The organism is Burkholderia sp. Tr-20390 (assembly GCF_017104595.1).
Classification (GTDB): Bacteria; Pseudomonadota; Gammaproteobacteria; order Burkholderiales; family Burkholderiaceae; genus Burkholderia.
Genome location: NZ_JAAGPC010000034.1, coordinates 25947 through 50473, shown reverse-complemented (window position 1 = coordinate 50473; position 24527 = coordinate 25947). Strand labels below are relative to the sequence as shown.

The window sequence follows — 24527 nt, the reverse complement described above, 5'->3', positions numbered from 1 at the left end:
TGCGAATCCGAATACAACGAACGCCGGGTAACCCGTCCGGGATGCGTTTCATTCCCGCGGCATTTCGTCGAGCCGTTGCGCGGCGAACTGCAGTCCGCCCAGAATGCGTTCCGCGACCCGCGTCTGAAAACCGGCAGGCAGCGCCGCACCGACAGATTCGATCACCTGCGGCGTCATGGCGATGAGCCGCTCGACGATCGGCGTCGCGATATCACCGAGCAGGCAGTGTTCGGCCATCGCGCTGAAGTGCCGCCGCGTAATGTCGCGCATCGCGTAGTGCTTGCGTTTGCCGTGCACGGCCATCGCCAGCTTCGCCTTGTGCCATGACCACTGGTTCGCGCCGTCGCCTTCGACCGGCCAGATCGACATCACATCGTAGAGGGGCGTAAGGCGAAAGCGGCCGCCCGGCAGCAGGCGCAGACTGAAATTCTTCGCATGCCCGTCCGGCGCCGCGAGCATCCAGAAAACGATCAGCGCCGCGAACAGTGTGTCGAGGTCTTCCCGCGCCGTTTCCGAACGGCGCAGGAGACTTGCCAGGTCGGGCACGCCGGGGCCGCCGTGCGACTCGTACTTGAGGTGAGGCGGCACGCCGAGCGCCTGGCAGAAATCCTCCTGCGGCAACCGTAACAGCCACCCGCCGTCGCGATGCAACACGCGATCGAAACGCTCGACCGACAGCACCTTGTACGCGCCGAATTGCACGATTTCCGCATTGGCGGCCGGCAGGCCGAAGGCGCGCAGGATCGCAAGACACAGCCACTCGTTCTCGACTGAAGCCGTGAGGTCGGCCCGCTCGTTGCCAACCAGGCCGAGCGGCAACTTGAGAATGTGCGTCGTCGGTGTCGCGCCATGCGGGCGCATCCATCGCCCGTCGTGAAACAGCAGCGCGGTCTTTTCCTGTGCACCGGCCAGCGACAGCCGGAAATCGTCGTCGTCGCCGGCCGCGACCACCACGCCGCTGGCCTGGTCGAGCACACGTGCAACGTCGTCGTCCGACAACGGCGTGCCGTCGATACGATCCAGGCCGGTCGGCACGTCGTCTTCGCCGAGCAATTGCACCGCCCCGGCGCAGTCACGGCCGAGCGCGGCGAGAAGATCGAACGGCTCGGTCGTCGCTATGCCGAACCTTGCGGCCAAGCGGCGCCGAATGACGTCGCTGTCCGGAAGCAGGTTGTCGAAGTAGTGATTGATGCGTTCACCGCGCAGCGGCGCGTCGCCGACACCAAACGGCAACGACAGCGACAACGGGCGGCCGACGCTCGACTGCTTCCAGCCTGCGTCGTACAGCAGTTCCATGTCGCCGCGCGCGGGGATCCGCCAGGTGCCGACCCTCTGGCCATTTGCCCAGATCGACAATGCGCGAGTATGCGATTTGCGTCCCATCGCTTACCACTCGACGTCGGCGGAGCCGCGCCCGTCCTTCGTGCGGATGCTGAGCTCGAGACCGTACAACGCGGTCAGTTCGAGCAATTGGCTAAGCGACAGGCTTTCGGTACGCGTGGATTCGAGCAACGACAGGCGCGACTGGCCCACGCCGATCCGCATCGCTGCTTCGGCCTGCGTCAGGCCCTTGGCCTGACGCGCGGACGACAGAATCTCGCCCAGTTGCGCGGGCGTGTTGACGATGAAATTCACGGTGTGGATTCCTGGAGACAATAAACGCAGTATATTCCTGACAGGCATAAACGCAAATTATTCCTGTCAGACATAAACGCAAAATATGCCTGTCAGGAATAATCCGCCGCCCTGCTCATGCCCGCGCTCGCCCCTATCGCCTATCCTCACACCATAGTTTTTATCCGCTGGCGCAGATGATTTTGGCTTTGTTAGATGGATGACATTCGATCATCAGACGACAACGATCTAACAGCCGATGACCTGCGCGTTTGCCCGTACCGTCGAATCCCGCTATGCCGAGCTGACGCCGACCGCCAAGCGCATCGCGAGCTACATGCTCGCGAACCTCGACCGGCTCGGGCTCGAGACGGCCGACCAGATCGCGCAGCAGGCCGGCACCAGCGGCATCTCGGTCGGGCGCTTCCTGCGCAGCGTCGGCTACCGCAACCTCGACGACCTGAAGCGCGAACTGCGCGGCGGCGGCGACCGCCCGTGGATGATCACCGACCGGCTCGACGAATACCGCCGCGTCGCCGGCACGCATCCGGCCGAACCCGACGGCAACGGCCGCGAGCGGCCGCTCGCGTCGTCGCTCGAGCGCGAGCTCGATGCGATCCGCCACGTGTACCGGCTCGCCGAAGGCCCGGTGTTCGCGCAGGTGGCCGACCGGATCGCGCAGGCGGACGCCGTGTTCATCCTCGGCATCCAGTCGACGCGCGGGATCAGCAACGCATTCAGCAGCTACCTCGAATACCTGCGCCCGCGCGTGTTCTATTCGGACGGCCAGTCGGGCTCGTACGTCGATTCGCTGAACTCCGAATTCGAGCGGCCGTACTGCATCGTCACCGATACACGCGCGTATTCGCGCAGCGCGCGCCGCTATTGCCAGGCGGCCGCCGAGCGCGGGCAGCCGTTCGCGCTGGTCACCGATCTCTCGTGCCCGTGGGCGCGCGACTGGCCGGCCGACCTGCTGCAGGTGAAGACCGACGTCGGCCAGTTCTGGGATTCGCTCGCGCCGCTCACCTGCCTGTTCAACCTGCTGATCACGGCCGTGGTCGACCGCCTCGGCCCGGCAATCGACCGGCGCGTCGCGCGCAACCGCGAACTGCAGCGCACGTTCGATCAATTCGAATCCTGAATGCGAGTGCCTTCCGAACCGCCGATGAACGCTCACCGTCTCGTTGAAATCACGCCCGCCACGCATCGCGTCGACATCGATCTCGTCTACGCGACCGACCGCAACCTGACGGGCAAGCCGATCTACCGCCGCGCGCACTGCCTGCTGCTGGCGCCGGCCGAAGCCGCGCTGCGCCGCGCGGTGAACATCGCGGCGCAAGCCGGCTTCACGCTGCGCATCTACGACGCGTACCGGCCGCCGCAGGCGCAGCAGGTGCTGTGGGATTTCCTGCCCGATCCGAACTTCATCGCCGATCTCGGTCGCGGCTCGAATCACAGCCGCGGCACCGCGCTCGACCTGACGCTCGTCGGCGCGGACGGCGCGCCGCTCGACATGGGCACCGGCTTCGACGAGATGGTCGCCGCCTCCGGCCACTTCCACGCGGGGCTGCCCGAAGCGGTGCAGCGCAACCGCCTGCTGCTGCTCGGCGTGATGCACGCGGCCGGCTTCGCGCATATCGACAGCGAGTGGTGGCACTACGAATTGCCGGGCTCGCGCGCGCTGCCGCAGATCGACAACGCCGACAGCGGCCCGTGGCACCTGATGTGATGGCCCGACGTATTTCCCTCACCGTTCACGTTCGACGACTTCAACGATCTCAACGACAGATGGAGCGCACATGAAATTGCTGACATCCCGGCTCGTCGCGGCGCTGGCCGCCGCGTCCGTTCTCGCCGCCGTTCCGCTTTCCGCCGCGCGCGCGGAAACGCCGAAGGACATGTTCGTGATGGCCACGCTGCTCGACGAATTCACGACGCTGGACCCGGGCGAGATCTACGAGCTGGTGCCGGAGGAATACGTCGCGAACACGTACGACCGGCTCGTGCGCGTCGATCTGCGCGATCCGTCGAAATTCAACGGCGACGTCGCCCAGTCGTGGACGGTGAGCACCGACGGGCTGACCTACACGTTCAAGCTGCGCCCCGGCCTCAAGTTCCACTCGGGCAACCCGCTGACGGCCGACGACGTCGCCTGGTCGATCCAGCGCGCGGTGCTGCTCGACAAGGGCCCGGCCGCCGTGCTGACCGGCATCGGGCTCACGAAGGCGAACGTCGTCGCCAACGTGAAGAAGCTCGACGACCTGACGGTATCGGTCACGACCGACCAGAAGTACGCACCGACCTTCGTGCTGAACGTGCTCGGCTCGTGGCCCGCATCGGTGGTCGACAAGAAGCTGCTGCTGTCGCACCAGCAGGGCAATGATTTCGGCAACGCCTGGCTGAAGACCAACGAAGCCGGCTCCGGCGGCTACAAGCTCGTGAAATGGACGGCCGGCGACAGCGTCGTGCTGCAACGCTTCGATGGCTACCGTCTGCCGCTCGCGATGAAGCGCATCGTGCTGCGCCATGTACCCGAAGCGGCAAGCCAGCGCCTGCTGCTGGAAAACGGCGACGTCGACGCGGCGCGCGACCTGAGCCCCGACGATCTGGCGTCGGTCGTGAAATCCGGCAAGGCGAAGGTGTCGGCCTCGCCGCAGGCGACGCTGCTGTATCTCGGCCTGAACACGAAGAACCCGACGCTCGCGAAACCGGAGGTACAGGAAGCACTGAAATGGCTGGTCGACTATGCGGGCATCCAGGGCAACGTGGTGAAGACGACCTACAAGGTGCACCAGACCTTCCTGCCCGAAGGCTTCCTCGGCACGCTGAACGCGAACCCGTACAAGCTCGACGTCGCGAAGGCGAAGGCGCTGCTCGCGAAGGCCGGCGTGCCGAACGGTTTTTCGGTGACGATGGACGTGCGCAACGACTATCCGTACACCGAAATCGCGCAGGCCGTGCAGGCGAACTTCGCGCAGGCCGGCATCAAGGTGCAGCTGATCCCCGGCGACAACAAGCAGACGCTCGCGAAATACCGCGCGCGCCAGCACGACATCTACATCGGCGAATGGTCGGCCGACTACATCGATCCGCACAGCAACGCGCAGGGTTTTGCATGGAACCCGGACAATTCCGACAAGTCGAGCTATAAAATGCTGGCCTGGCGCAACAGCTGGGACATCCCGCAACTGACGAAGGAAACCGACGCCGCGCTCTCCGAACCGACCACCGCGAAACGCGCGCAACGGTACCAGGCGATGCAGAAGGAGATGCTCGCGCGCTCGCCGTTCGTGATCATGTTCGAGAAAGTCGCGCAGGTCGCGACGCGGCCCGGCGTGAGCGGGCTCGAAGTCGGGCCGATCAACGATCTCGTGTCGTACCGCAACCTGAAGAAGCAATAAGATTCGCCGCATGTCGACACCCGCCTCCTCCCTCGAAGCACTGCGCACGCTGCCCGCGCGGCGCCCGGCCGTGCGCTGGGCCCTGCGCGTGCTGCGCTGGGCACTCACGCTCGCCGTCACGTTCGCGGGGCTGCTCGCGCTGACGTTCGTGATCGGCCGCAAGGTGCCGATCGACCCCGTGCTCGCGATCCTCGGCGATCGCGCGTCAGCCGACGCGTACGCGGCCGAGCGCATCGCGCTCGGCCTCGACAAGCCGCTCGCCACGCAATTCCTGATCTATGCGCGCGACGTGCTGCACGGCAATCTCGGCATGTCGCTGCTGACCGCGAACCCCGTGCTCGACGACATCAAGCGCGTGTTCCCGGCCACGCTCGAACTGGCGACGATCGCGACGCTGATCGGCATCGCGATCGGCGTGCCGCTCGGCGTCGCGGCCGCCGTGAAGCACAACCGGCCGATCGACCACGTCGCGCGCTTCGTCGGGCTGATCGGCAATTCGGTGCCGGTGTTCTGGCTCGGGCTGATGGGGCTGCTGCTGTTCTACGCGCGGCTGCACTGGGTCGGCGGGCCCGGCCGGCTCGATCCCGTGTACGACGGGATGGTCGACACGCGCACCGGCAGCCTGCTGATCGACGCGGCGCTCGCGGGCGAGTGGGACGTGTTCCGCAACGCGGTGTCGCACATCGCGCTGCCGGCCGCGATCCTCGGCTACTACTCGGTCGCGTACCTGAGCCGGATGACGCGCTCGTTCATGCTCGACCAGCTGAGCCAGGAATACATCGTCACCGCGCGCGCGAAGGGCTTGTCGGAACGGCGCGTGATCTGGCGGCATGCGTTCGGCAACATCATGGTGCCGCTGCTCACCGTGATCGCGCTCACGTACAGCAACCTGCTCGAAGGCTCGGTGCTGACCGAGATCGTGTTCGCGTGGCCCGGGCTCGGCTCGTACCTGACCGGCGCGCTGCTGAACGCCGACATGAACGCGGTGCTCGGCGCGACGCTCGTGATCGGCGCGATGTTCATCACCGTCAACCTGCTGACCGACGCGCTGTACCGCGTGTTCGATCCGCGTGCGCGCTGAGGGCCGCCACGACATGACCGCTTCCACTCCGCTTCTTTCATCGCCCATGCCGAAGGTCGTCCAGTCATGAATGCCGAGCGTCTCACCCTGCGTGCGTGGCTTCTCTCCGACGCGCCCGCATCGCGCTCGCAGGCCGCACTCGGCCTCGCGTACCGGCGCTGGCGTCGTTTCGCCGCGAATCCGCTCAACCTGTTCGGGCTCGCGATTCTCGTCGCGCTGATCGTCGTCGCGATCGTCGGCCCGCTGATCATGCCGCACGACCCGCTGCGCCAGGTGCTGTCCGACCGGCTGCTGCCGCCCGGCTCGCCGTCGCACTGGCTCGGCACCGACCAGCTCGGCCGCGACATCCTTTCGCGGCTGATCGCCGGTTCGCGCCTCACGCTCGGCATCGCCATCCTCGTCGTCGTGATCGTCGTGCCGATCGGCCTCCTGATCGGCACGACGGCCGGCTACTGCGGCGGCTTCGTCGACAGCGTGCTGATGCGCATCACCGACATCGCGCTCGCGTTCCCGAAGATCGTGCTCGCGCTCGCGTTCGCCGCCGCGCTCGGGCCGGGCGTGATCAACGCGGTCGTCGCGATCTCGATCACCGCGTGGCCCGCGTATGCGCGGCTCGCGCGCGCCGAGACGATCCGCATCGCGCAGGCCGACTTCATCCACGCCGCGCGCCTGCAGGGCGCGTCGGGCCCGCGCATCCTGCTGCGCTACATCATGCCGCTGTGCATGTCGTCGGTGATCGTGCGCGCGACGCTCGACATGGCCGGCATCATCCTGACCGTCGCGGGCCTCGGCTTCCTCGGCCTCGGCGCGCAGCCGCCGAGCCCCGAGTGGGGCTTCATGGTCGCGTCGGGGCGCAACGTGCTGCTCGACGCGTGGTGGGTCGCGACGCTGCCCGGCTGCGCGATCCTGCTCGTGAGCCTCGCGTTCAACCTGCTCGGCGACGGGCTGCGCGACGTCTTCGATCCCCGCCATGGAGCGTGACATGCCGATGAATCCCGCCCCCTCGCCCGCACCGCTCTGCGAGATCGACGGCCTGAAGATCGGCTTTCGCGGCCACGACGGCACCGTCACCGACGCCGTGCGCGACCTGTCGCTGACGCTCGCGCCCGGCGAACGGCTCGGCATCGTCGGTGAATCGGGCTCCGGCAAGTCGCTGACGGGCCGCGCGCTGCTCGGCCTGCTGCCCGATGCCGCGCGCTGGTCGGCACGCACGATGCGCTTCGCGGGCCACGACCTGCTCGCGATGCCGCCGGGCGAACGCCGGCGGCTATGCGGCAGCCAGATGGGCATGATCCTGCAGGACCCGAAATATTCGCTGAACCCGGTGATGACGGTCGCGAAGCAGATGGGCGAGGCGTTCCGGCTGCACGAGCCGGGCCTGCGCGGCCGCGCGCTGCGCGAACGGATCGTCGACGCGCTCGCGGCCGTGCAGATCCGCGACCCGGCGCGCGTCGCCGATGCGTATCCGCACGAGTTGTCGGGCGGCATGGGCCAGCGCGTGATGATCGCGATGATGGTGTCGACCGGCCCGCGCCTGCTGATCGCCGACGAGCCGACGTCCGCGCTCGACGTCGCCGTGTCGATGCAGGTGCTCGCCGTGCTCGACGCGATGATCGCGCGACACGACACGGGCCTGATGTTCATCAGCCACGACCTGCCGCTCGTGATGTCGTTCTGCGATCGCGTCGCGGTGATGTACGCGGGCCGCGTGGTCGAAACCTGCGCCGCGCGCGACCTGCGCGACGCATCCCATCCCTATACGCGCGGGCTGCTCGCGGCGAACCCGCCGCTCGCGAACCCGCCGGACGAACTGCCCGTGCTGCGGCGTGATCCGGCGTGGCTCGAACCCGCGCCGCCTGCCGGCGCGCCCGCCGATCGACAGGAGGCCGCACGATGATCGACGTCGATCACGCATCGATCCGTTTCCCGACCCGGACGGGTCACGTCGACGCCGTGCGCGACGCGAGCTTCGCGGTGCGCGACGGCGAGGTGTTCGGGCTCGTCGGCGAATCGGGTTCCGGCAAGTCGACGCTGCTGCGCGCGCTGACGGGCCTCGTGCCGCTCGCGTCCGGCAGCCTGTCGATCGACGGCCGGCCGGTGGGCGGCACGCCCGATCGCGCCTTTCGCCGTCACGTGCAGATGGTGTTCCAGGATCCGTACGCATCGCTGCATCCGCGCTTCACGGTGGACCAGACGCTGCGCGAGCCGCTGTCGATCCATGGCATCGGCGACACCGATGCGCGCATCGCCCGCGCGCTGTCCGAGGTCGGCCTCGGCCCCGCGTTCCGGTTCCGCTATCCGCACCAGCTGTCGGGCGGCCAGCGGCAGCGCGTCGCGATCGCGCGCGCGCTGATCGTCGAGCCGCGCGTGCTGCTGCTCGACGAGCCGACGTCCGCGCTCGACGTATCGGTGCAGGCGGAGATCCTGAACCTGTTGCGCCGCCTGCATCGCGAACGCAACCTGACGATGATCCTCGTCAGTCACAACCTCGCGGTGGTCGGCTTCCTGTGCCAGCGCGTCGCGGTGATGCAGCATGGCCAGATCGTCGAGCAGCTCCGGATCGAGGACGTGCGCGCCGGGCAGGTGGCGCGCGACTACACGCGCACGCTGCTGAACGCGACCGAAGGCTACCGCCGTCTCGACCCGGTGGCGGGCGCGCCGGCGGCCTGACATCTGCGCGCCGTGCCGGCGTGCGATACTCGGCACGCCACGCGCCGCCCTGCCGCGCATGGAACCCTCGTGCGCCGCACGGGTCAACTTTCTTTCGTCAACAGCTCAACCGCAATAGGGAGGCGTTCATGCTGCAATTCATCGAAACCCTGGTCGTCGGGCTCATCGTCGGCCTCCTCGCCCGCGCGCTCAAGCCCGGCGACGACAAGATGGGCATCCTGATGACCATCGTGCTCGGCATCGTCGGCTCGCTGGTCGCCGGCTACGTCAGCCGCGCCGCCGGCTGGTACGCACCGGGCCAGGGCGCAGGCTGGATCGCGTCGATCATCGGCGCGATCGTGCTGCTCGTGGTCGTCGGCGCGGTACGCAAGCGCACGGCCTGAACGACGCACGTTCCGCTTCAACGCAAAATGGCCGCTCGGAAACGAGCGGCCGTTTTCTTTTGGATCGCCGATATTCACCTGCGCACCGCTTCCACGATCCGCAAACTCGTTGACTTCGCAACGACCTGTCGTGACGACCGGCATCGAACGTCCGCTTTCCGGTCGAGCGTACACCACCGGCATTACCCTGATTTGATATCTCGCAAATCAGGCATAGATTGAATTCAGCAATACGAAATCGTTTGCCCCTATCCCAAATTGGTAATTTTCCACTCAAGAGTTTCGATGGTTTTGCCGTTTACGCATACAGCATCGCAGCGTTAGACGGACTGCCACCCGAGCGGCCCCGCTGCGACGCGCTTCCTCTCTGGAGCCTGTCATGAAGCACCGCCCTATCGCCGCCTCGTTCGTCCTGGCTGCTTCGCTTCTGGCCACTTCCTCGTCCTTCGCCGCCGGCGCGTCCGGCGTCATCACCTTCTCCGGCATGATCGTCGAGCCGCCGTGCTCGTTCGCGGTCGATACGGCCGATCCCGCCCGTGGGCACGTGCGCCCCGATTGTCCGCGCCCGGCCTACGGCCAGATCGCGTTCGTCGACGCGGCGAGCCAGCAGGCCATCAAGACCACGACCTTTACTCAGGCCTCGCGCGCAATCGTTTTACCGAACCGTCCGGGCAACAACCAGGCGCCGATGATCGCCGTCGTGACGTACCAGTAAAGCCGTCCGCCGGCGCGGGATCCAACGCATTCCGCGCGCCGGTTCGGCGTACCTGCGTGGTCGCCGGTCAATCGCGATGGCGCGCGATCCAGTCGCTGAACGCGCGGATCTTCTGCTGGTTGCCGATGTTCTCGGGATAGACGAAGAAGTAGCGCGCGCCCGTCTCGAGCACGATATCGAACGGGCGCTCCAGCCGGCGCGCGCTGACGTCGTCGTCGACGAGCGTCACGTCGCCGATCGCGACGCCGAAGCCCTGCATCGCCGCGTTCGTCGCGAGATCGAGCGTGTCGAACGTCGGCCCGCGCGCGGGATCGACGCCGCGCTCGCCGGCATGATCGAGCCACGCGCGCCAGTCGCGGTGGTCACGCGTCGGATGCAGCAACGTATGGCGTGCGAGATCGCCGACCGCGTCGAGCGGCGACGTCTGCCGCAATTCGGGCGCGCAGACGGGCGTCAGCCGTTCGTCGAACAGCGGCAGCGCGAACACGCCGGCGCCCGGCGACGTGCCGTAGACGACCGCCGCATCGAACGGCTCGGTCGAGAAATCGACGACGTGCTGCCACGCGGTGGTGATCTGCACATGGAGATCGGGATGCTCGCCCTGGAAGCGCATGATGCGCGGCAGCATCCAGCGCATCACGCAGGTCGGCACCTTCAGCGCGAGATCGGTGCGCTGCCGCGTGAGCCGCATCGAAATGTCCTCGATCCGCGCGAAGCTCTCGTTGACCACCGGCAGCAACTGCTCGCCCTCCGCCGTCAGCGTGAGGCCCTTCGCATGCCGCTTGAACAACGGGAAACCGTAATGCGCCTCGAGCGTCTGGATCTGCCGGCTTACCGCGCCCTGCGTGATGCACAGCTGCTCGGCCGCGCGCGTGAAGCTGCGGTGGCGGGCCACCGTCGAGAAGATCTGCAGCGCATGCAGGGGCGGAAGTCGGCGCATGAAGAAGGCAAACGGAAAAACGGCGCGGAGGGACCGCGCGCCGACCCCGGCGCGCACTGTCCGACACGATAAGCCAAACGCCGGCTTTGCGCGAGGCGCGGGACGCTCAGGCCGTCGCGGTGAGCGCGCCCGCCACGATGCGCGCCGCCGACGCGACGACGTCCGCGCGGGCCGCTGCAGCGGCCTGCGGCTGCGTGAACGACACGGCCATCACGATCGGCGCACGCGACGGCGGCCACAGCACCGCGACGTCGGTCGTCGTGCCGTAACCGCCCGTGCCGGCCTTGTCCGCGATGCGCCAGCCGGGCGGCACACCCGCCGCGATGCCGGTCGCGCCGCGCGCGCCGCCGACCATCCATTCCGTCAGTTGCGCGCGCTGCGGCTCCTGCAGCGTGTTGCCGAGCAGCAGCCGCTGCAGCGTGTCGACCATCTCGACCGGCGTGGATGTATCGCGTTCGTCGCCGGGCGCGGCGTTGTTCAGTTCGGGCTCCCAGTGATCGAGGCGGAACGACATGTCGCCGCTCCCACGCACGAACGCCGTCACGGCCTGCGGGCCGCCGAGCACGCCCATCAGCAGGTTGCCGGCGCCCTTGTCGCCGGACTGCAGCATCGCCGCGCACAGCTGCTCGATCGTCATGCCCGTGTCGACGTGGCTTTCCGTGATCGGCGAGCCCGCAACGATTTCATAGCGGCGGTACAGGATGCGGCGCGGCAGCAGCGACGCGTCGAGCGAGCCGCGCGCGAGCATCGCGGCCGCCGCGGCGACCGCATACGTGCCGCACAGCGGAAAGCGCTCGCGTGCATGGTGCGCGATGCGCACGCCGTTCGACGTATCGAGCGCGGCGACGCCGAGCCGGCCATTCGAGGCCTTCTCGAGCGCGGTCAATTCAGCCTGGGCGGTGTGGGCGCGCCCCTGGTCGGCGACCGGCGCGGACGTGCACGCGGCGACGAACGGCGCGGCAACGGCGGCAAGCAACAGCGAGCGGCGTGTCGGAGAGTGTTCCATGAATGTCGTGGGTTCTGTCGGAATCGGTGGCACGAAGCAGCTCGGGCACGCGTTGAAGAAGCGTGCCCGTTCACGCCGGCGGCCGGCCCGCGACGGCCTGCGCCGCGCATCCCCGAAAGACGACCGCCGGCCCCGCGAAGCGCGGGACTTGCATGAACAGACCCTAGCGTAGCAGCGACCGCCGCGACGTTCCAGCGAAACGGCCCGGCTTCACCCTTGCGACGAAGGCAGGTACGGCATCGGATTGACCGGCTTGCCGTCGCGTCGCACTTCGAACAGCAGCGCGACACGCGAGTTGTCGAGGTCGCCCATCTCGGCGATCTCGTCGCCCTGGCGCACGATGTCGCCCGTCTTCACGAGCAGCTTGCGGTTGTGCGCATAGGCGGTCAGGAAATCCGCGTTGTGCTGGACGATGATCAGGCTGCCGTAGTCGTTCAGGCCGGTGCCCGCGTACATCACGCGGCCGTCGGCCGCGGCGCGGACCGGGTCGCCCGGCCGGCCGGCGATCTGGATGCCGCGGTTCTGCCCCGGCCGGAAGCCGTCGACGATCTTGCCGCTCGCGGGCCACTTGAGCGCGACGCCGCCCGCATGCCGCTTCGTTTCCTTGACGACCTGACGGTCGCTCGCGCTCGACGCGATGGTCTGCGTAGCTGCCGGGTTGCTCGCCGCGCCATTGCCCGACGCCGACGATGCGGCCACCTGCGTGCCGGGTGCACCCGGCGCCGGCAATGGCTGCTGCTTGACGATGCGCAGCACCTGCCCCATGCGCAGCCTGCCGTTCGCACCCAGCTTGTTCCAGGTGCGCAGGTCGGCAACGCTGCAGCCGTTCGCGGACGCAATGCCCGTCAGCGTGTCGCCGCGCTTCACGACGTACTTCTGCGCGACGAGAATCGGCGCCGGCGGCGGTGTATTGGCCGACGGCGCAGCGGCGGGCTGGCTCGACGGCGAAGGCTGTCCCGCCAGCGTGTCGCTCGGCGGAACGGACTGCGTGCTTGCACAACCGGCCATGACGAGCACGGCTGCCAGGCCTGGCAGCCACGCCGCGTTGCGGTGAATCTCGCGCGTTTTCATGGACGATCCGACTCCGGTTTGACAATCTTTCAAGCATCTCAAAAACGGAACGGCCGACGTGTAACCGGATGCAAACAATGATGACAAACGATCACGAACCGGATGCCGGCCGGCATTCGCTACCGGTAATACGGTCCGATTCAGGAAAACTTGATGGTCTTTTTGCAGGAAAGCGGAAGAATTTTCGTCTCGGAAAACTATGGCGGATTTGTTTTCAATAGGCACGAGGCGGCGATCGCCGCGACGTTCAACGCAACCACGCGGCGAGTTCGGAACCGGCCCACGCGATGCCGATGCACAGGAACAGCACGTGCAACGCGATCTTGAACGACACGCCCCACGACGGATCGATCTGCATGACAGGCTCCCCGGTTGATGTGCGGCCATGATCCGCCATCGATCGCGCCCCGAAAATGCGGAACCGACGAATCGGGCCTCAAGCTGTGCCTGAGACCCGGGCCTCGGTTCCCTGCTAACTTATCGGCCATTCCAATACGATCGCCCCACCCATCATGCGCTTCGACCTGACCGACCTGCGGCTCTTCCTGAACATCTGCGAGGCCGGCACGATCACGAGCGGCGCCGAGCGGACCCACATCACGCTGCAGGCCGCGAGCGAGCGCATCCGCGGCATGGAGGACGAGCTCGGCGTGCCGCTGCTGCACCGGACCAAGTCGGGCGCGCAGGCCACCGATGCCGGCCGCGCGCTCGAACACCACGCGCGCACCGTGCTGCAGCAGATCGACCACATGCGCGGCGAGCTGCAGCAATACGGCCAGGGGCTGCGCGGGCATATCCGGCTGCTGTGCAACACGGCGTCGCTGAGCGAATACCTGCCCGACGCGCTGGCCGACTACCTGCCGCATCATCCGAAGCTGTCGATCAGCGTCGAGGAGCGCTCGAGCCAGGAGATCGTGCATGCGATCCGCAACAAGACGGCCGAGGTCGGTATCGTCGCCGATTCGGTCGGGCTCGGCGGGCTCGAACAGAAACCGTTCCGCGAGGACTGGCTGATCGTCGTCGTGCCGGCCACGCATCCGCTCGCGTCGCAGGATAAGGTCGCATTCGACTCGATCGCCGATGCCGACTTCATCGGCCTCACCGACGGCAGCGCGCTGCAGGTGCATCTCGCCGACCAGGCGCGCGCGCTCGGCAAGCGAATCCGCTATCGCGTGCAGTTGAAGAGCTTCGATGCGATCTGCCGCGTGATCGCGAGCGGGGTGGGCATCGGCATCGTGTCGCGTCATGCGGCCGAGCGCGCGATGCAGACGATGGACGTGCGGCTCGTCGAGCTGTCCGATGCGTGGAGCCATCGTCGGCTGAAGCTGTGCGCGCGGTCGTTCGATGCGCTGCCGAAGTACACGCGGGAGTTCGTCGCGTTCCTGTCCGGCGAAACCGCGCCGCGGTGACGCGCGCCGCATCCGACTCATCCCGTCGATACAAGGAGGCACGGCCATGACCGACACCGATCTTGCAACCCGCTACCGCGCGTACATCGACTGCCTGAACCGGCAGGACTGGCCGGCGCTCGGCGAATACGTCTCCGATAACGTGATTCACAACGACCGGCCGCTCGGCCTCGCCGGTTACCGCGCGATGCTGGAACAGGACTTCCGCGACATTCCCGATCTCCGTTTCGACATCCGGCTGCTCGTGTGCGAGCCGCCGCGCATCGCATGCCGGCTGCGCTTCGCCTGTTCGCCGAGCGGGACGTTCATGGGGCTCGCCGTCGACGGCCGGAAGGTCACGTTCTGCGAGAACGTGTTCTACGAGTTTCATGACGGCAAGATCCGCCAGGTCTGGTCGGTGATCGACAAGGCCGCGATCGAGGCACAGCTTTAGGCTCGACGGAACGGCGTGGTTGCCGGTCGCCATCGCGCCCCGATGTCCGTCGAATTCATCCCGATTCTTATGGATAACGTTTTCTTTACAAATCCATCGAACCCGCATCGGCGGACATTCCTTCCGGCCGTCGTTTCCGCATCGACATCCTTCGCCGCACCCTGCGTTACCAAGAAGAAATCCCGGTAAATTCTGCAATATTCCGTTCCTCCCCTTCACTCCCGCCTTCCCACCATCCGGGTTTTTCCCGCCCCTTCCGACGTGAAAGTTCATTGACATCACGCCGATGGCTGCCTAAATTTGGAAAACGTTTTCCAATACATCCGCGCGACGCCGGTCACGGCCCGTGCAGGGAGAACGCTTGCCCGCTCGACAAGTGATTCAGGCCGTCCGTCTTCAGGGATCAGGGTTGCGAGACGGCGGCCGGGTACGGGCATCGAGCGCGGCACGGCTACACCCGCCCGTGCTTCATCACTATTCAAAACTGGAGACACAATGCATCCGCGCAGCAGATTCGCGCTCGGCGCCGCGCTCAGCGCCCTTTCCGTCCTGTTCGTCAGCGCCTGCGGCGGCAACGACGTGACCGACACGCCGCCACCGTCGTCATCTTCGCCGCCCCCGTCCACGACACCGACGCTCGCGTCGAACTCGCTGCAGGCGCTCGTCTACGGCGCGCCCGACACCAGCGTGCCGGCCGGCGCGAACATTCCGGTCACGATGATGGGCCAGATGCGCGCACTGTTCGACCTGATCCGGAAATCGCCCGACTTCACGCAGGTCGTGATGGATCTCGGCGACGGCACGCCGGTTCACGTGCTCGACACGAACACCGGCGACAAATTCCTGCCGGGCAAGCTCGCGCTCGGCCTGTCGTACATCCTGATCGACATGAAGTCGAAGAACGATCCGCAATACGCCAGCTACCTCGCGACGTACCAGACGATCACGACCGCGATGATGGCGCAGTCGGGCAGCAACTACACGTATGCGAATACGTCCTGGGGCGAGTACTACTACCTCGTCGCGCTGAACAACCTGAAGGCGCACGGGATGCTCAACGAAGTCTTCAGCGACGCGATGCTCGCGACCCTGCAGCGGCGGCTCACCTTCTGCGACATGTTCGGCCCCGATGCGAGCGGCAAGACCGATACGTGCCCCGCCGCCGGCACGCCGATCGACATCGCATCGCTCAACACCGCGCAGAACTACTATGCGGTGTCCTACGGAATCGCCGGGCTGCGCCAGAAGCTCGGCTGGAGCAGCCCGTCGTTTGCATCGAAGACCGATCCGTCGGTCGCGACGATGGGCGCGCGCGACGCGCTGCTGTACACGCTCACGAACCATATCCGCAACGACTCGTCGGGCGGGTTCTCGGACGAAGCGTCGAACACGCACACGACCTACTACGACCAGGCTCGCTTCGACCGCTACAGCACGCTGCTGATCGGCGAAGTGACCGAGCGCACGTTCGAGATGGGCAACGAGGCGAACCTCACGCCCGAGTTGAAGGGCTATCTGCGCAAGTCGGTCGACCTGATCCTGCCGCAGCTGAACGCGAACGGCCAGGGCTTCAACTACGGCCGCTCGATCGGCCCGTACGGCGATTCGGCGTTCATGGAGGTGCTGACGGCCGCGGCCAACGCCGGCGTGCTGACCGACCAGGAGAAGCAGGTTGCATACAAGTTCATCTATCAGGCCGCGCAGCGTTTCGACACATACTGGTACGACCCGTCGCTGCCGACGCCGTCGGTGAACATGTGGGTCAAGGGCCGCGGCACGGACGCGTATCGCGGCAAGCCGCGCGTGATGGGTGAGAACTTCAGCCTGCTGCACCAATACCTGTACGTGAACGCGTGGTGGAACAAGCTCGGCTTCGGCGGCAAGGCGCCGATGGCCGACACGGACTACAACGCGTGGCTCGACGCGCTGCCGCACTACACGCTCACCTGGTACAACCAGCCGGGCGACGCCGCGCATCCGTACAGCGCGGCGCTCGTTACCGTGCGCGACGGCCGGCGCGTGATCAACCTGAACCTCAGCCAGGCGCCCGACTACAACTCGTACACGCCATACTACCCGGTGCCGTTCTCCGACAAGCTGATCTACGGCACGACCGATCTCGGCTACGCGCTGCTGGTGCCGCAGGTGTCGTACAACGGGAAGACCTACATCCCCGTCACGTACTACAAGAACCTGAACGTCCAGCAAACCAACGGGCAGGTGATCGTGTCGTTCGATACCGCGAAGTTCCGGCTCGCGTCGAAGAATGCGGCGTACACGACGGATCTCGACCTGCAGGTGCATACGGTGCTGACGTTCGCGCACGGCTCGGTCGCACGCAGCGACACGCTGAGCACGAGCTCGCTCACCGGCAACCTGTCGGTCGAGACGGACTTCACGTCGTTCGCGGATTTCGCGTCGACGCAGGCGAACGGCGACGGCGTGTCGGTGACCTACGCGAACAGCGCCGCGACCGGCTATGCGGCGTCCGGCTTCGACACCTGCGCGCTGTCGGCCTTCGACACGGCGAACGGCACGACGAATCCGCTGTCGACGACGCCGGTCGGCCAGCTGCATTCGAACTTCGCCTGCACGACGAAGCCGTTTGCCCTCGGCGCGGGCGCGACCCGCACGTTCGGTTGGACGCTGAAGTACGCCGACCCGGCCTGAGCGAGGTGCCCCACGTCCGGTGAACGCGCCCGAAGGCCGCGGTTGTCGAAACCGGCCTCGGGCGCGTCACGGACAGCGGACAGCGGGCATCGCGCTCGTCAGCGATGCCCGCTTACAGCCACCCCGAAGCCGCCATATACGCGCCGAGCGCGATCAGCCCGACGAAGAAGCAGCGCTTGAACGCCTTCTCGCTCATCACGCGCCGAGCATATTGCCCGCCGACCATGCCCGCCAGCGCCGGTACGAGCGCGAGCGCCGACACGCCGAGATCGACCGTCTCCAGTGCGCCCGTCACGCGCAACTGCAGGCCGAGCACGATCGTCGATGCGGTGAACGACAGCCCGAGCGCCTGGATCAGGTCGTCCTTCGACAGCCGCAGCGCCTGCAGGTACGGCACGGCCGGCACGACGAACACGCCGGTCGCGGCCGTCACGACACCCGTGAGGTAGCCGACCCCGGCCGACAGCCATTTTTCATGGCGGCCCGGCGCGGGCAGCCGCGCGGCGGCCAGCCCCCACAGCCCGTAGAGGATCAGCACCACGCCGAGCGCCGCATGCGTCCAGGTGCTGCCGGCCGCGAGCGCGGGCAGCCCGCCCGTCAGCGTGCCGATCGTCAGGCCGGCGAGCAGCGGCCACAGCCGGCGCAGCAGCGGCCCGAACGACGGGCCGAGCCACAACTGCCACACATTGGTGACGAACGACGGCACGAGCAGCAGGCTCGCGGCGGCCGACGGCGGCATCGCGAGCGTCAGCAGCCCCATCGCGATCGTCGGCAGCCCGAGCCCGATCATCCCCTTGACCGCGCCGGCCAGCAGGAAGACCACCGCGATGATCGTCAGCGTATGAACTTGCATGAAAGGCGTTCCGTCCGGTTGAGTACGGCGCCGATGGTGAACTCCGATCGCGCCGCTCGCCATCTGGTTTTGCCTGAGGCTGGCTAGGGCTTGCCGGATGGGGCGGCGGCGCGATTGTGCCGATGGGCTGGCGCGTTGCGGGCCAGCGCAAAACGCGCCGCCGGCGTCAAGTCGGGCCAGGCCGGCCATGCACTTCAATCAGGGTTGCCGGCCCCGCTTCCGCCTCAGCCCCAGCCCCGCCCCAGCCCCAGCCCCAGCCCTAGCCCTAGCTCCAGCCCCAGCCCCAGCCCTAGCCCTAGCTCCAGCCCTAGCTCCAGCCCCAGCCTCAGCCCCAGCCCCAGCCCTCAGATTCGAGCCGAATACGGAGCCTGCACCGAAACCATTGCCGATCCGCGCCGATCAGTCCCCGTGAGGTGCCCCCCGCACCTGCTCGCTGTCGAGGTGCGCCATCTGTGCGGCCGGATAACGCTCACCGGCAGCCGCCCCGGCGGGAACCGCCGCTTCGATGCGGGCGATGTCATTGACCGTTAGTTGCATCCTAATCGCCTGCAACGCATCCTGAAGTTGCGTGCGCTTGCGCGCGCCGATCAGCGGCACGATATCGCCGCCGCGCGACAGCGCCCACGCGATCGCGACCTGCGCCGGATTGCTGCCCTTCTCGTCGGCGATGGCGCGCAGCGCATCGACGAGCGCGAGGTTGTGCGCGAGGTTCTCGCCCTGGAAGCGCGGGCTCGCCGCACGGAAATCGCGCTCGCCTTCCCGCGCCGTGCTCCAGCGTCCGCCCAGCAGCCCGCGCGACAGCACGCCGTAGGCCGTCACGCCGATCCCGAGTTCGCGGCACGCGGGCAGGATCCCGGCCTCGATGCCGCGCGACAGCAGCGAATACTCGATCTGCAGGTCGGAGATCGGCGCGACGGCGGCCGCGCGGCGGATCGTGTCCACGCCGGCTTCCGACAGGCCGATATGGCGCACGTACCCGGCCTTCACGAGATCGGCGATCGCGCCGATCGTCTCCTCGATCGGCACCGCCGGATCGACCCGCGCCGGCCGGTAGATGTCGATGTAGTCGGTGCCGAGCCGTTTCAGCGAGTACGCGACGAAGTTGCGGATCGCCACCGGCCGCGCGTCGTAGCCGGCAAACCCACCGGCCGGATCGCGCAGCGCGCCGAATTTCACGCTGATCAGCACCTGGTCGCGGGCCCGGCCGCGCAGCGCATCGCGGATCAGCATCTCGTTGTCGCCCATCCCGTAGAAATCGCCGGTGTCGAGCATCGTGATGCCGTGGTCGAGTGCCGCGTGCAGCGTCGCGATGCTTTCGTCGCGGTCGGCGGGCCCGTAGAAGTCCGACATCCCCATGCAGCCGAGCGCAATTGCCGACACCCGCGGGCCGGTCCGACCCAGTTCACGCGTTTCCATATCCGTTTCCTCGAGTGATGAATGAACAGGCCGGATTCTGGGCGCATCGCGGCGCGCGATAAACGCGAAACACTCAACCAAACCATTCGACGCTGATTAACAATGGAGCCTGCTCCCCCTCCACCCACGCACCCGCCCCGCATGGATCATCTGCAAGCAATGCGCATCTTCGCGCGCGTCGCCCATCTCGGCAGCTTCACGAAAGCGGCCGAGCAGTTGCAACTGCCGCGCCCGACGGTCAGCAACGCCGTCCAGTATCTGGAAAAGCACCTGAAGGTCCGCCTGCTGCAGCGCACGACGCGGCGCGTCGCGCTGACGGCCGAAGGCGCGACCTATTACGAGCGCTGCATGCGGCTGCTGGCCGATCTGGACGATGCGGAGACGCTGTTCGAGGACGCCGGCACGACGCCGCGCGGCGCGATCCGCGTCGACCTGCCCGAACGCTTCGCGCTGAACCAGGTGATTCCGGCGCTGCCGGGTTTCCACGCGCGCTACCCCGACCTGCGCGTCGTGATCGGCACGACCGACCGCTTCGTCGACCTCGTCGCCGACGGCATCGACTGCGCGGTGCGGGTCGGCGCGATGTCCGATACGTCGCTCGTCGCACGGCGCATCGGCGAACTGGCGCAGATCAATTGCGCGGCGCCCGCGTATCTCGAGCGGCACGGCACGCCGCGCTCGCCGGACGAGCTGCCGGACCACGTCGCGGTCGGCTATTTCTCGAGCCGCACGGGCCGCGAGCTGGACTGGGAATATGCGGATATGGATTCGGGCCGGCTGCACGCGGTCAAGATGCGCAGCGTCGTGTCGGTCAACAGCTCGCAGGCGTATCTCGCGTGCTGTCTGGCGGGCCTCGGGCTGATCCAGGCGCCGCGCGAAGGGCTCGGGCCGCTGCTCGCCGACGGCTCGCTGGTCGAGGTGCTGCCGGAATGGAACGCCGAGCCGCTGCCCGTGTCGGTGGTGTTTCCGACCGGCCGGCATCTCGCCCCGCGCGTGCGGATCTTCGTCGACTGGCTCGCGGAAACGCTCGGCGCCACGCCCCGGGCGGATTGACGGCAGGCGCCGGCGCACCCGCCCCGGCGCCGCTCGGTCAGAACTTTAGAACTTGTGGCGGATCGCGGCGCGCACCGCGAACTGGTTCGACGACGCCGACGGGCCGTCCGTCCCGACCACGTAGCCGCCGTCGGCCGCCGTGCCGGTCTTGTCGCCGCCCACCTTCTGCCACGCGCCCTGCAGGTACACGTCGGTGCGCTTCGACAGGCTGTAGTCGGCCATCAGGCCGACCGTGTGGTATTTCGGCTTGAACGTCCCGGCCGCGGCATCGTACTTGCCGTCCGTGTACACGTACTGCGCGCCGAGATAGAAATCGGGCGTGAGCTGGTACTTGCCGTTGATCTCGAAGTTCTGGAACTTCGTCGCGGTCAGCCCGAGGCCGGCGAACGTCGAAGCCGGCAGGTAGACGGTCGACACCGGGTTCTTCACGTCCGTCTTCGTGTAGACGAAGCCGACCGTGGCCGGGCCGAACGTGTAATTGACGCCGCCGCCGAAGATCCGCAGGCGGTCGGCGACGAAGTTCGCATCGTCGGCCGAAATCGCGCCCGCGCTGCCGATGCCCGGGTTGTTCGCCTGCAGGTACGCAGCCGCGACCTGCAGCCCGGCCAGCGAATACTGCGCGCCGAGGCTGTATTGACGGTTGTTCGAGAAGCCGGTGCTGTTGCTGAAGCTGTACGTGCCGCCGAACGTCAGGCCGTTCCAGTCGGCGCTCGCATACTTGACCGTGTTGTTGACGCGGAACGAGTTGTCCGTGTTGTCGTTGTCGAACGGGTGCGAGAACAGCGTGCCGCCCCAGTTGCCGTTGGCGGTGAGCGGCGCGAGATAGTCGACGACGGAATCGTACTGACGGCCGACGGTCAGCGTGCCGAAGCGCGGCGCGCTCAGCCCGACGAACGCCTGGCGGCCGAACATGCGGCCGCCCTGGCCGAGCCGGCCGTTGTTCACGTCAAAACCGTTTTCCAGCGTGAAGATCGCCTTCAGCCCGCCGCCGAGATCCTCGCTGCCCTTCAGGCCCCAGCGGCTGCCCTGCGCATAGCCGCTCGCGAGCTGGTAATTCGTTTTTCCGACCCCATTGACGTTCACGTTGTTCGTGTAATTGAAGCCTTCGTCGATCACACCGTACAGCGTCACGCTGTTCTGGGCGAAGACCGGCGCGGCGAAAGCGGCTAGCGCGGCGGCAAAAATGACGTGCTTCTTCATGACGGATCTCCGGAGCCGGGGGCCGGGCAGGGTCGAGCGCCCGGCGAATGTTTGGTCTGTTTTAGGTGTGGCCCGCAGGGCGGACGACGCGGTGTGCGGCCGCGTGAGGTCAAAATGGTGTCACGTCGCAAACCGTCCGTCCATCGGGGTAGCTGAACCCTGCGCAAACCGTTGCGCTCGTCCAACTGCCCCGTTGCGCAGACTGCCTGACCCGGCTTATCGGCAGCGGCACGACGGCCGGCCATCCGCGTAAACCCGATGCGCGCCGCATCGGTGGCACAATGCGCATCCGTTCGTCATTTCTTCACGAAGTCATGCTTCCCCCCGATTCATGCGCGGCGCGTGCCGGCCGCGCCCGCAGCCCGCGCCGGGAGGCGGTCCGATGACCGCACCGGCCCGGGCCGGCCGTTACGCCGAGCTCGATTTCTTCCGCGGCCTCGTGCTGCTCGTCATCGTCGTCGACCATATCGGCGGCAGCATCCTGTCGCGCGTGACGCTGCACGCTTACGCGCTGTGCGACGCGGCCGAGGTCTTCGTGTTCCTCGGCGGCTTCGCCACCGCGATCGCGTACAACTCGCTCGCCGAACGGCACGACGAAGCCGCCGCGCGCCAGCGCTTCATCCGGCGCGCGTTCGAGATCTACCGTGCGTTCCTCGTAACAGCCGGCCTGATGCTGCTGATCACGGCCGCGCTGAACGCGTTCGCGATCGACGGCCCGAACATGCCGACCAACGATCTCGACGGCCTGCTCCACAAGCCGCTCGCCGCGCTGCGCGACATCCTGCTGTTCCGCCGCCAGCCGTACCTCGCGTCGGTGCTGCCGATGTACGCGTTCTTCGCGCTGCTCGTCCCGCTCACGCTGCCGCTCGCGCGCACGCAGCCGTGGCTGCTGCTCGCGTTCAGCGGGTCGCTGTGGTACGCCGCGCCGCACGTCGCGCGCTTTTTGCCGACCGTCGAAGGCGCGCCGTGGGACTTCAATCCGTTCGCATGGCAGTTCCTGTTCGTGCTCGGCGTGATCGCGCGCTGCCAGCCCGTCTACCAGACGCTCGCGCCGAAGCCGCAGGGCTGGCTGCTGACGGCCGCGGCGCTCGCGATCGTCGCGGCCGGCGCGTACTACCGGCTGCGCATCGAGCCGTTCCCGACCGACCCGTCGATCAAGCAGAACCTCGGCGCGCTGCGGCTCGCGAACTTCCTCGCGATCGCATGGCTCGCGGCCAAGCTGGTCCACCTCGGCTGGATGAAGAAGGTTGCGCACGCGATGCCGTGGATCGGCACGATCGGCCGGCAGGGGCTGCTGTGCTTCGTCGCGGGCACCGCCATCTCGCTCGCGGTCGATTCGGTGCTCTACCAGGCGACCGAAGGCTATCTCGACGTGAAGCTCGGCCTGATTGCCGACGTCGTCGCAATGGGCCTGCTGTATCTCGTCGCCAAACTCTACGGGCCGCTCGTCGCGCGGCTGCCGTTCCGTTCGCGGCGATGACGCGCCGCGCCGTCATGCGCCGCTGCTACGATAGCCGGCGCCTCTCCTGAAACGATTCGACATGCGCCGACTCGCCCTTGCGTTCGCCCCCGCCCTGATCGCCGGCTCCATCGCCACCGCCCGCGCCACGCCGCCCGCGCCGGTGGCAGCGCCCGCGTCGCCGCCACCGGCCGTGCAGACCGCGACGACCCCGTCGGCCGCCCAGGAGCCCGCGCTCAATCCGGGCAGCAGCGTCGTGCTGCGCACGTTCCGGTCGGCGTCGCTGAAGCGCGACTGGTCGTACACGGTCTACCTGCCGCCCGGCTACAACCCGGAAGGCGCGCGCTACCCGGTGATGTACCTGCTGCACGGCAACGCCGGCAACGCGAACGACTGGGTCACGCAGGGCCGGCTGCAGGCCACCGCCGACACGCTGATCGAGCGCCGCGAGATCCCGCCGGTCGTGATCGTGATGCCGCAGGGCGGCACCGACTGGTACGTCGACCGCAAGGAGAAGATGCAGAGCGCGTTCCTCAACGACCTGCTGCCCGAGGTCGAAGCGCACTTCGCGGTGTCGAACCAGCGGGCGGGCCGCGCGATCGGCGGCGTGTCGATGGGCGGCTTCGGCGCGCTGCGCTTCTCGCTGCTCGAACCCGGGCTGTTCTGCGGCGCGATGCTGCTGAGCCCCGCGATCTACGCGAACGAGCCGCCGCTCAATTCCGCCGCGCGCTACGTCGGCGTGTTCGGCGACCGGCAGTTCGACCCGCGCGTGTGGCACGAGCTCAACTACCCGGCGCTGATGCGCGGCTATTTCGCGCGCAGCTGGCGAATCCCGATGTTCATCGCGGTCGGCGACGACGACCTGACCATCCAGGCCGAATCGAGCGTGCTGTACACGCAGCTGCGCCGCGCGCAGAACCCGGCCGAGCTGCGCATCGTCGACGGCGGGCACACGTGGGATGTATGGCGCGGGCTGCTCGGGCAGGGGTTGAAGTACGCGCTCGAATGCGTGAAGTGACGGCGGGCGGGCGTTGCCCCGCCCGTTTTCGTCAGGCCGGCCGGTGATCGGCGGGCCATAGGCCGTCGACCCATGTCATGCCCGACGAATGCAATCCCGACGAGCCTGTGGCGCCTGATGGCGCACTCGTGGCGC

The 24527-nt window shown here is 67.5% G+C and carries 23 protein-coding genes; 15 read left to right on the top strand and 8 right to left on the bottom strand.

The features are described 5' to 3' along the window. Positions 1-48: 48 nt before the first annotated feature. Together G3N98_RS12555 and G3N98_RS12550 are read right to left on the bottom strand one after the other, a co-directional pair. The gene (locus tag G3N98_RS12555) at positions 49-1383 is read right to left on the bottom strand and encodes a type II toxin-antitoxin system HipA family toxin (RefSeq protein ID WP_206148356.1); all 1335 of its coding nucleotides are present in this window, start codon (positions 1381-1383) and stop codon (positions 49-51) included. Between the two features lie 3 nt (positions 1384-1386). Then, the gene (locus tag G3N98_RS12550; protein WP_089442206.1) at positions 1387-1635 is read right to left on the bottom strand and encodes a helix-turn-helix transcriptional regulator; all 249 of its coding nucleotides are present in this window, start codon (positions 1633-1635) and stop codon (positions 1387-1389) included. 238 nt (positions 1636-1873) lie between these two features. Here G3N98_RS12550 and G3N98_RS12545 point away from each other — a divergent pair, with 238 nt between their 5' ends. The 9 genes from G3N98_RS12545 to G3N98_RS12505 all read left to right on the top strand — a co-directional run bounded on the left by G3N98_RS12545 (position 1874) and on the right by G3N98_RS12505 (position 9864). Beyond that, positions 1874-2755 (top strand): MurR/RpiR family transcriptional regulator, encoded by an 882-nt coding sequence (locus G3N98_RS12545; RefSeq protein WP_206148355.1) that lies wholly within the window; start codon positions 1874-1876, stop codon positions 2753-2755. 24 nt (positions 2756-2779) lie between these two features. After that, positions 2780-3343: a D-alanyl-D-alanine dipeptidase gene (ddpX, locus tag G3N98_RS12540; RefSeq protein ID WP_206148354.1), complete on the top strand. Its 564-nt coding sequence runs from the start codon at positions 2780-2782 to the stop codon at positions 3341-3343. A gap of 70 nt (positions 3344-3413) precedes the next feature. Next, the gene (locus tag G3N98_RS12535) at positions 3414-5015 is read left to right on the top strand and encodes an ABC transporter substrate-binding protein (RefSeq protein WP_206148353.1); all 1602 of its coding nucleotides are present in this window, start codon (positions 3414-3416) and stop codon (positions 5013-5015) included. A 10-nt stretch (positions 5016-5025) separates the two neighbouring features. Then, a complete protein-coding gene (locus G3N98_RS12530; protein WP_206148352.1) occupies positions 5026-6096 on the top strand; it encodes an ABC transporter permease in 1071 nt (356 codons plus the stop codon). 66 nt (positions 6097-6162) lie between these two features. Then, on the top strand, positions 6163-7077 hold the full coding sequence (gene nikC, locus G3N98_RS12525; protein ID WP_069251831.1) for a nickel transporter permease: 915 nt from the start codon (positions 6163-6165) through the stop codon (positions 7075-7077). A gap of 1 nt (position 7078) precedes the next feature. Then, positions 7079-7993 (top strand): ABC transporter ATP-binding protein, encoded by a 915-nt coding sequence (locus G3N98_RS12520; protein ID WP_206148351.1) that lies wholly within the window; start codon positions 7079-7081, stop codon positions 7991-7993. Continuing rightward, positions 7990-8766: an ABC transporter ATP-binding protein gene (locus G3N98_RS12515; protein WP_089475097.1), complete on the top strand. Its 777-nt coding sequence runs from the start codon at positions 7990-7992 to the stop codon at positions 8764-8766. Before G3N98_RS12520 ends, G3N98_RS12515 begins: the two co-directional genes overlap by 4 nt. Positions 8767-8894: 128 nt before the next feature. Continuing rightward, on the top strand, positions 8895-9149 hold the full coding sequence (locus tag G3N98_RS12510) for a GlsB/YeaQ/YmgE family stress response membrane protein (RefSeq protein ID WP_206148350.1): 255 nt from the start codon (positions 8895-8897) through the stop codon (positions 9147-9149). 379 nt (positions 9150-9528) lie between these two features. Then, complete coding sequence (locus G3N98_RS12505) at positions 9529-9864, top strand: type 1 fimbrial protein (protein WP_089475098.1); 336 nt, start codon at positions 9529-9531, stop codon at positions 9862-9864. A gap of 67 nt (positions 9865-9931) precedes the next feature. Here G3N98_RS12505 and G3N98_RS12500 read toward each other — a convergent pair whose 3' ends face one another. The 3 genes from G3N98_RS12500 to G3N98_RS12490 form a co-directional block, all read right to left on the bottom strand. After that, positions 9932-10804, bottom strand: a complete 873-nt coding sequence (locus G3N98_RS12500) for a LysR substrate-binding domain-containing protein (protein WP_089475680.1) — start codon at positions 10802-10804, stop codon at positions 9932-9934. 106 nt (positions 10805-10910) lie between these two features. Then, positions 10911-11810: a class A beta-lactamase gene (gene bla, locus G3N98_RS12495; protein WP_206148349.1), complete on the bottom strand. Its 900-nt coding sequence runs from the start codon at positions 11808-11810 to the stop codon at positions 10911-10913. A 210-nt stretch (positions 11811-12020) separates the two neighbouring features. After that, on the bottom strand, positions 12021-12881 hold the full coding sequence (locus tag G3N98_RS12490) for a peptidoglycan DD-metalloendopeptidase family protein (RefSeq protein ID WP_206148348.1): 861 nt from the start codon (positions 12879-12881) through the stop codon (positions 12021-12023). A 512-nt stretch (positions 12882-13393) separates the two neighbouring features. On the opposite strand from G3N98_RS12490, the gene G3N98_RS12485 reads away from it, so the two are divergent. The 3 genes from G3N98_RS12485 (at position 13394) to G3N98_RS12475 (ending at position 17393) form a co-directional block, all read left to right on the top strand. Beyond that, positions 13394-14290, top strand: a complete 897-nt coding sequence (locus tag G3N98_RS12485) for a LysR substrate-binding domain-containing protein (protein WP_089475101.1) — start codon at positions 13394-13396, stop codon at positions 14288-14290. 46 nt (positions 14291-14336) lie between these two features. Then, positions 14337-14723 (top strand): ester cyclase, encoded by a 387-nt coding sequence (locus G3N98_RS12480; protein WP_089475102.1) that lies wholly within the window; start codon positions 14337-14339, stop codon positions 14721-14723. Between the two features lie 495 nt (positions 14724-15218). Next, positions 15219-17393, top strand: coding sequence for a hypothetical protein (locus tag G3N98_RS12475; RefSeq protein ID WP_206148347.1), 2175 nt, complete (start codon positions 15219-15221; stop codon positions 17391-17393). A gap of 112 nt (positions 17394-17505) precedes the next feature. On the opposite strand, the gene G3N98_RS12470 is transcribed toward G3N98_RS12475, so the two are convergent. Continuing rightward, positions 17506-18246 carry a sulfite exporter TauE/SafE family protein gene (locus G3N98_RS12470; RefSeq protein WP_175237632.1) on the bottom strand — a complete coding sequence of 247 codons (741 nt, stop codon included), beginning with the start codon at positions 18244-18246 and terminating at the stop codon, positions 17506-17508. Between the two features lie 399 nt (positions 18247-18645). Then, positions 18646-19662, bottom strand: coding sequence for an aldo/keto reductase (locus G3N98_RS12465; RefSeq protein ID WP_206148346.1), 1017 nt, complete (start codon positions 19660-19662; stop codon positions 18646-18648). A 141-nt stretch (positions 19663-19803) separates the two neighbouring features. Between G3N98_RS12465 and G3N98_RS12460 the strand changes: the two genes are divergently transcribed. Continuing rightward, positions 19804-20715: a LysR family transcriptional regulator gene (locus tag G3N98_RS12460; RefSeq protein ID WP_089427218.1), complete on the top strand. Its 912-nt coding sequence runs from the start codon at positions 19804-19806 to the stop codon at positions 20713-20715. Between the two features lie 45 nt (positions 20716-20760). Here G3N98_RS12460 and G3N98_RS12455 read toward each other — a convergent pair whose 3' ends face one another. After that, positions 20761-21915, bottom strand: coding sequence for a porin (locus tag G3N98_RS12455; RefSeq protein WP_206148345.1), 1155 nt, complete (start codon positions 21913-21915; stop codon positions 20761-20763). Between the two features lie 382 nt (positions 21916-22297). Between G3N98_RS12455 and G3N98_RS12450 the strand changes: the two genes are divergently transcribed. Further along, entirely contained in the window at positions 22298-23395 is a 1098-nt protein-coding gene (locus tag G3N98_RS12450) for an OpgC domain-containing protein (RefSeq protein ID WP_046548090.1), read from the top strand. 61 nt (positions 23396-23456) lie between these two features. Then, positions 23457-24392, top strand: a complete 936-nt coding sequence (locus tag G3N98_RS12445) for an alpha/beta hydrolase-fold protein (protein ID WP_089475106.1) — start codon at positions 23457-23459, stop codon at positions 24390-24392. Positions 24393-24527: the final 135 nt, after the last annotated feature.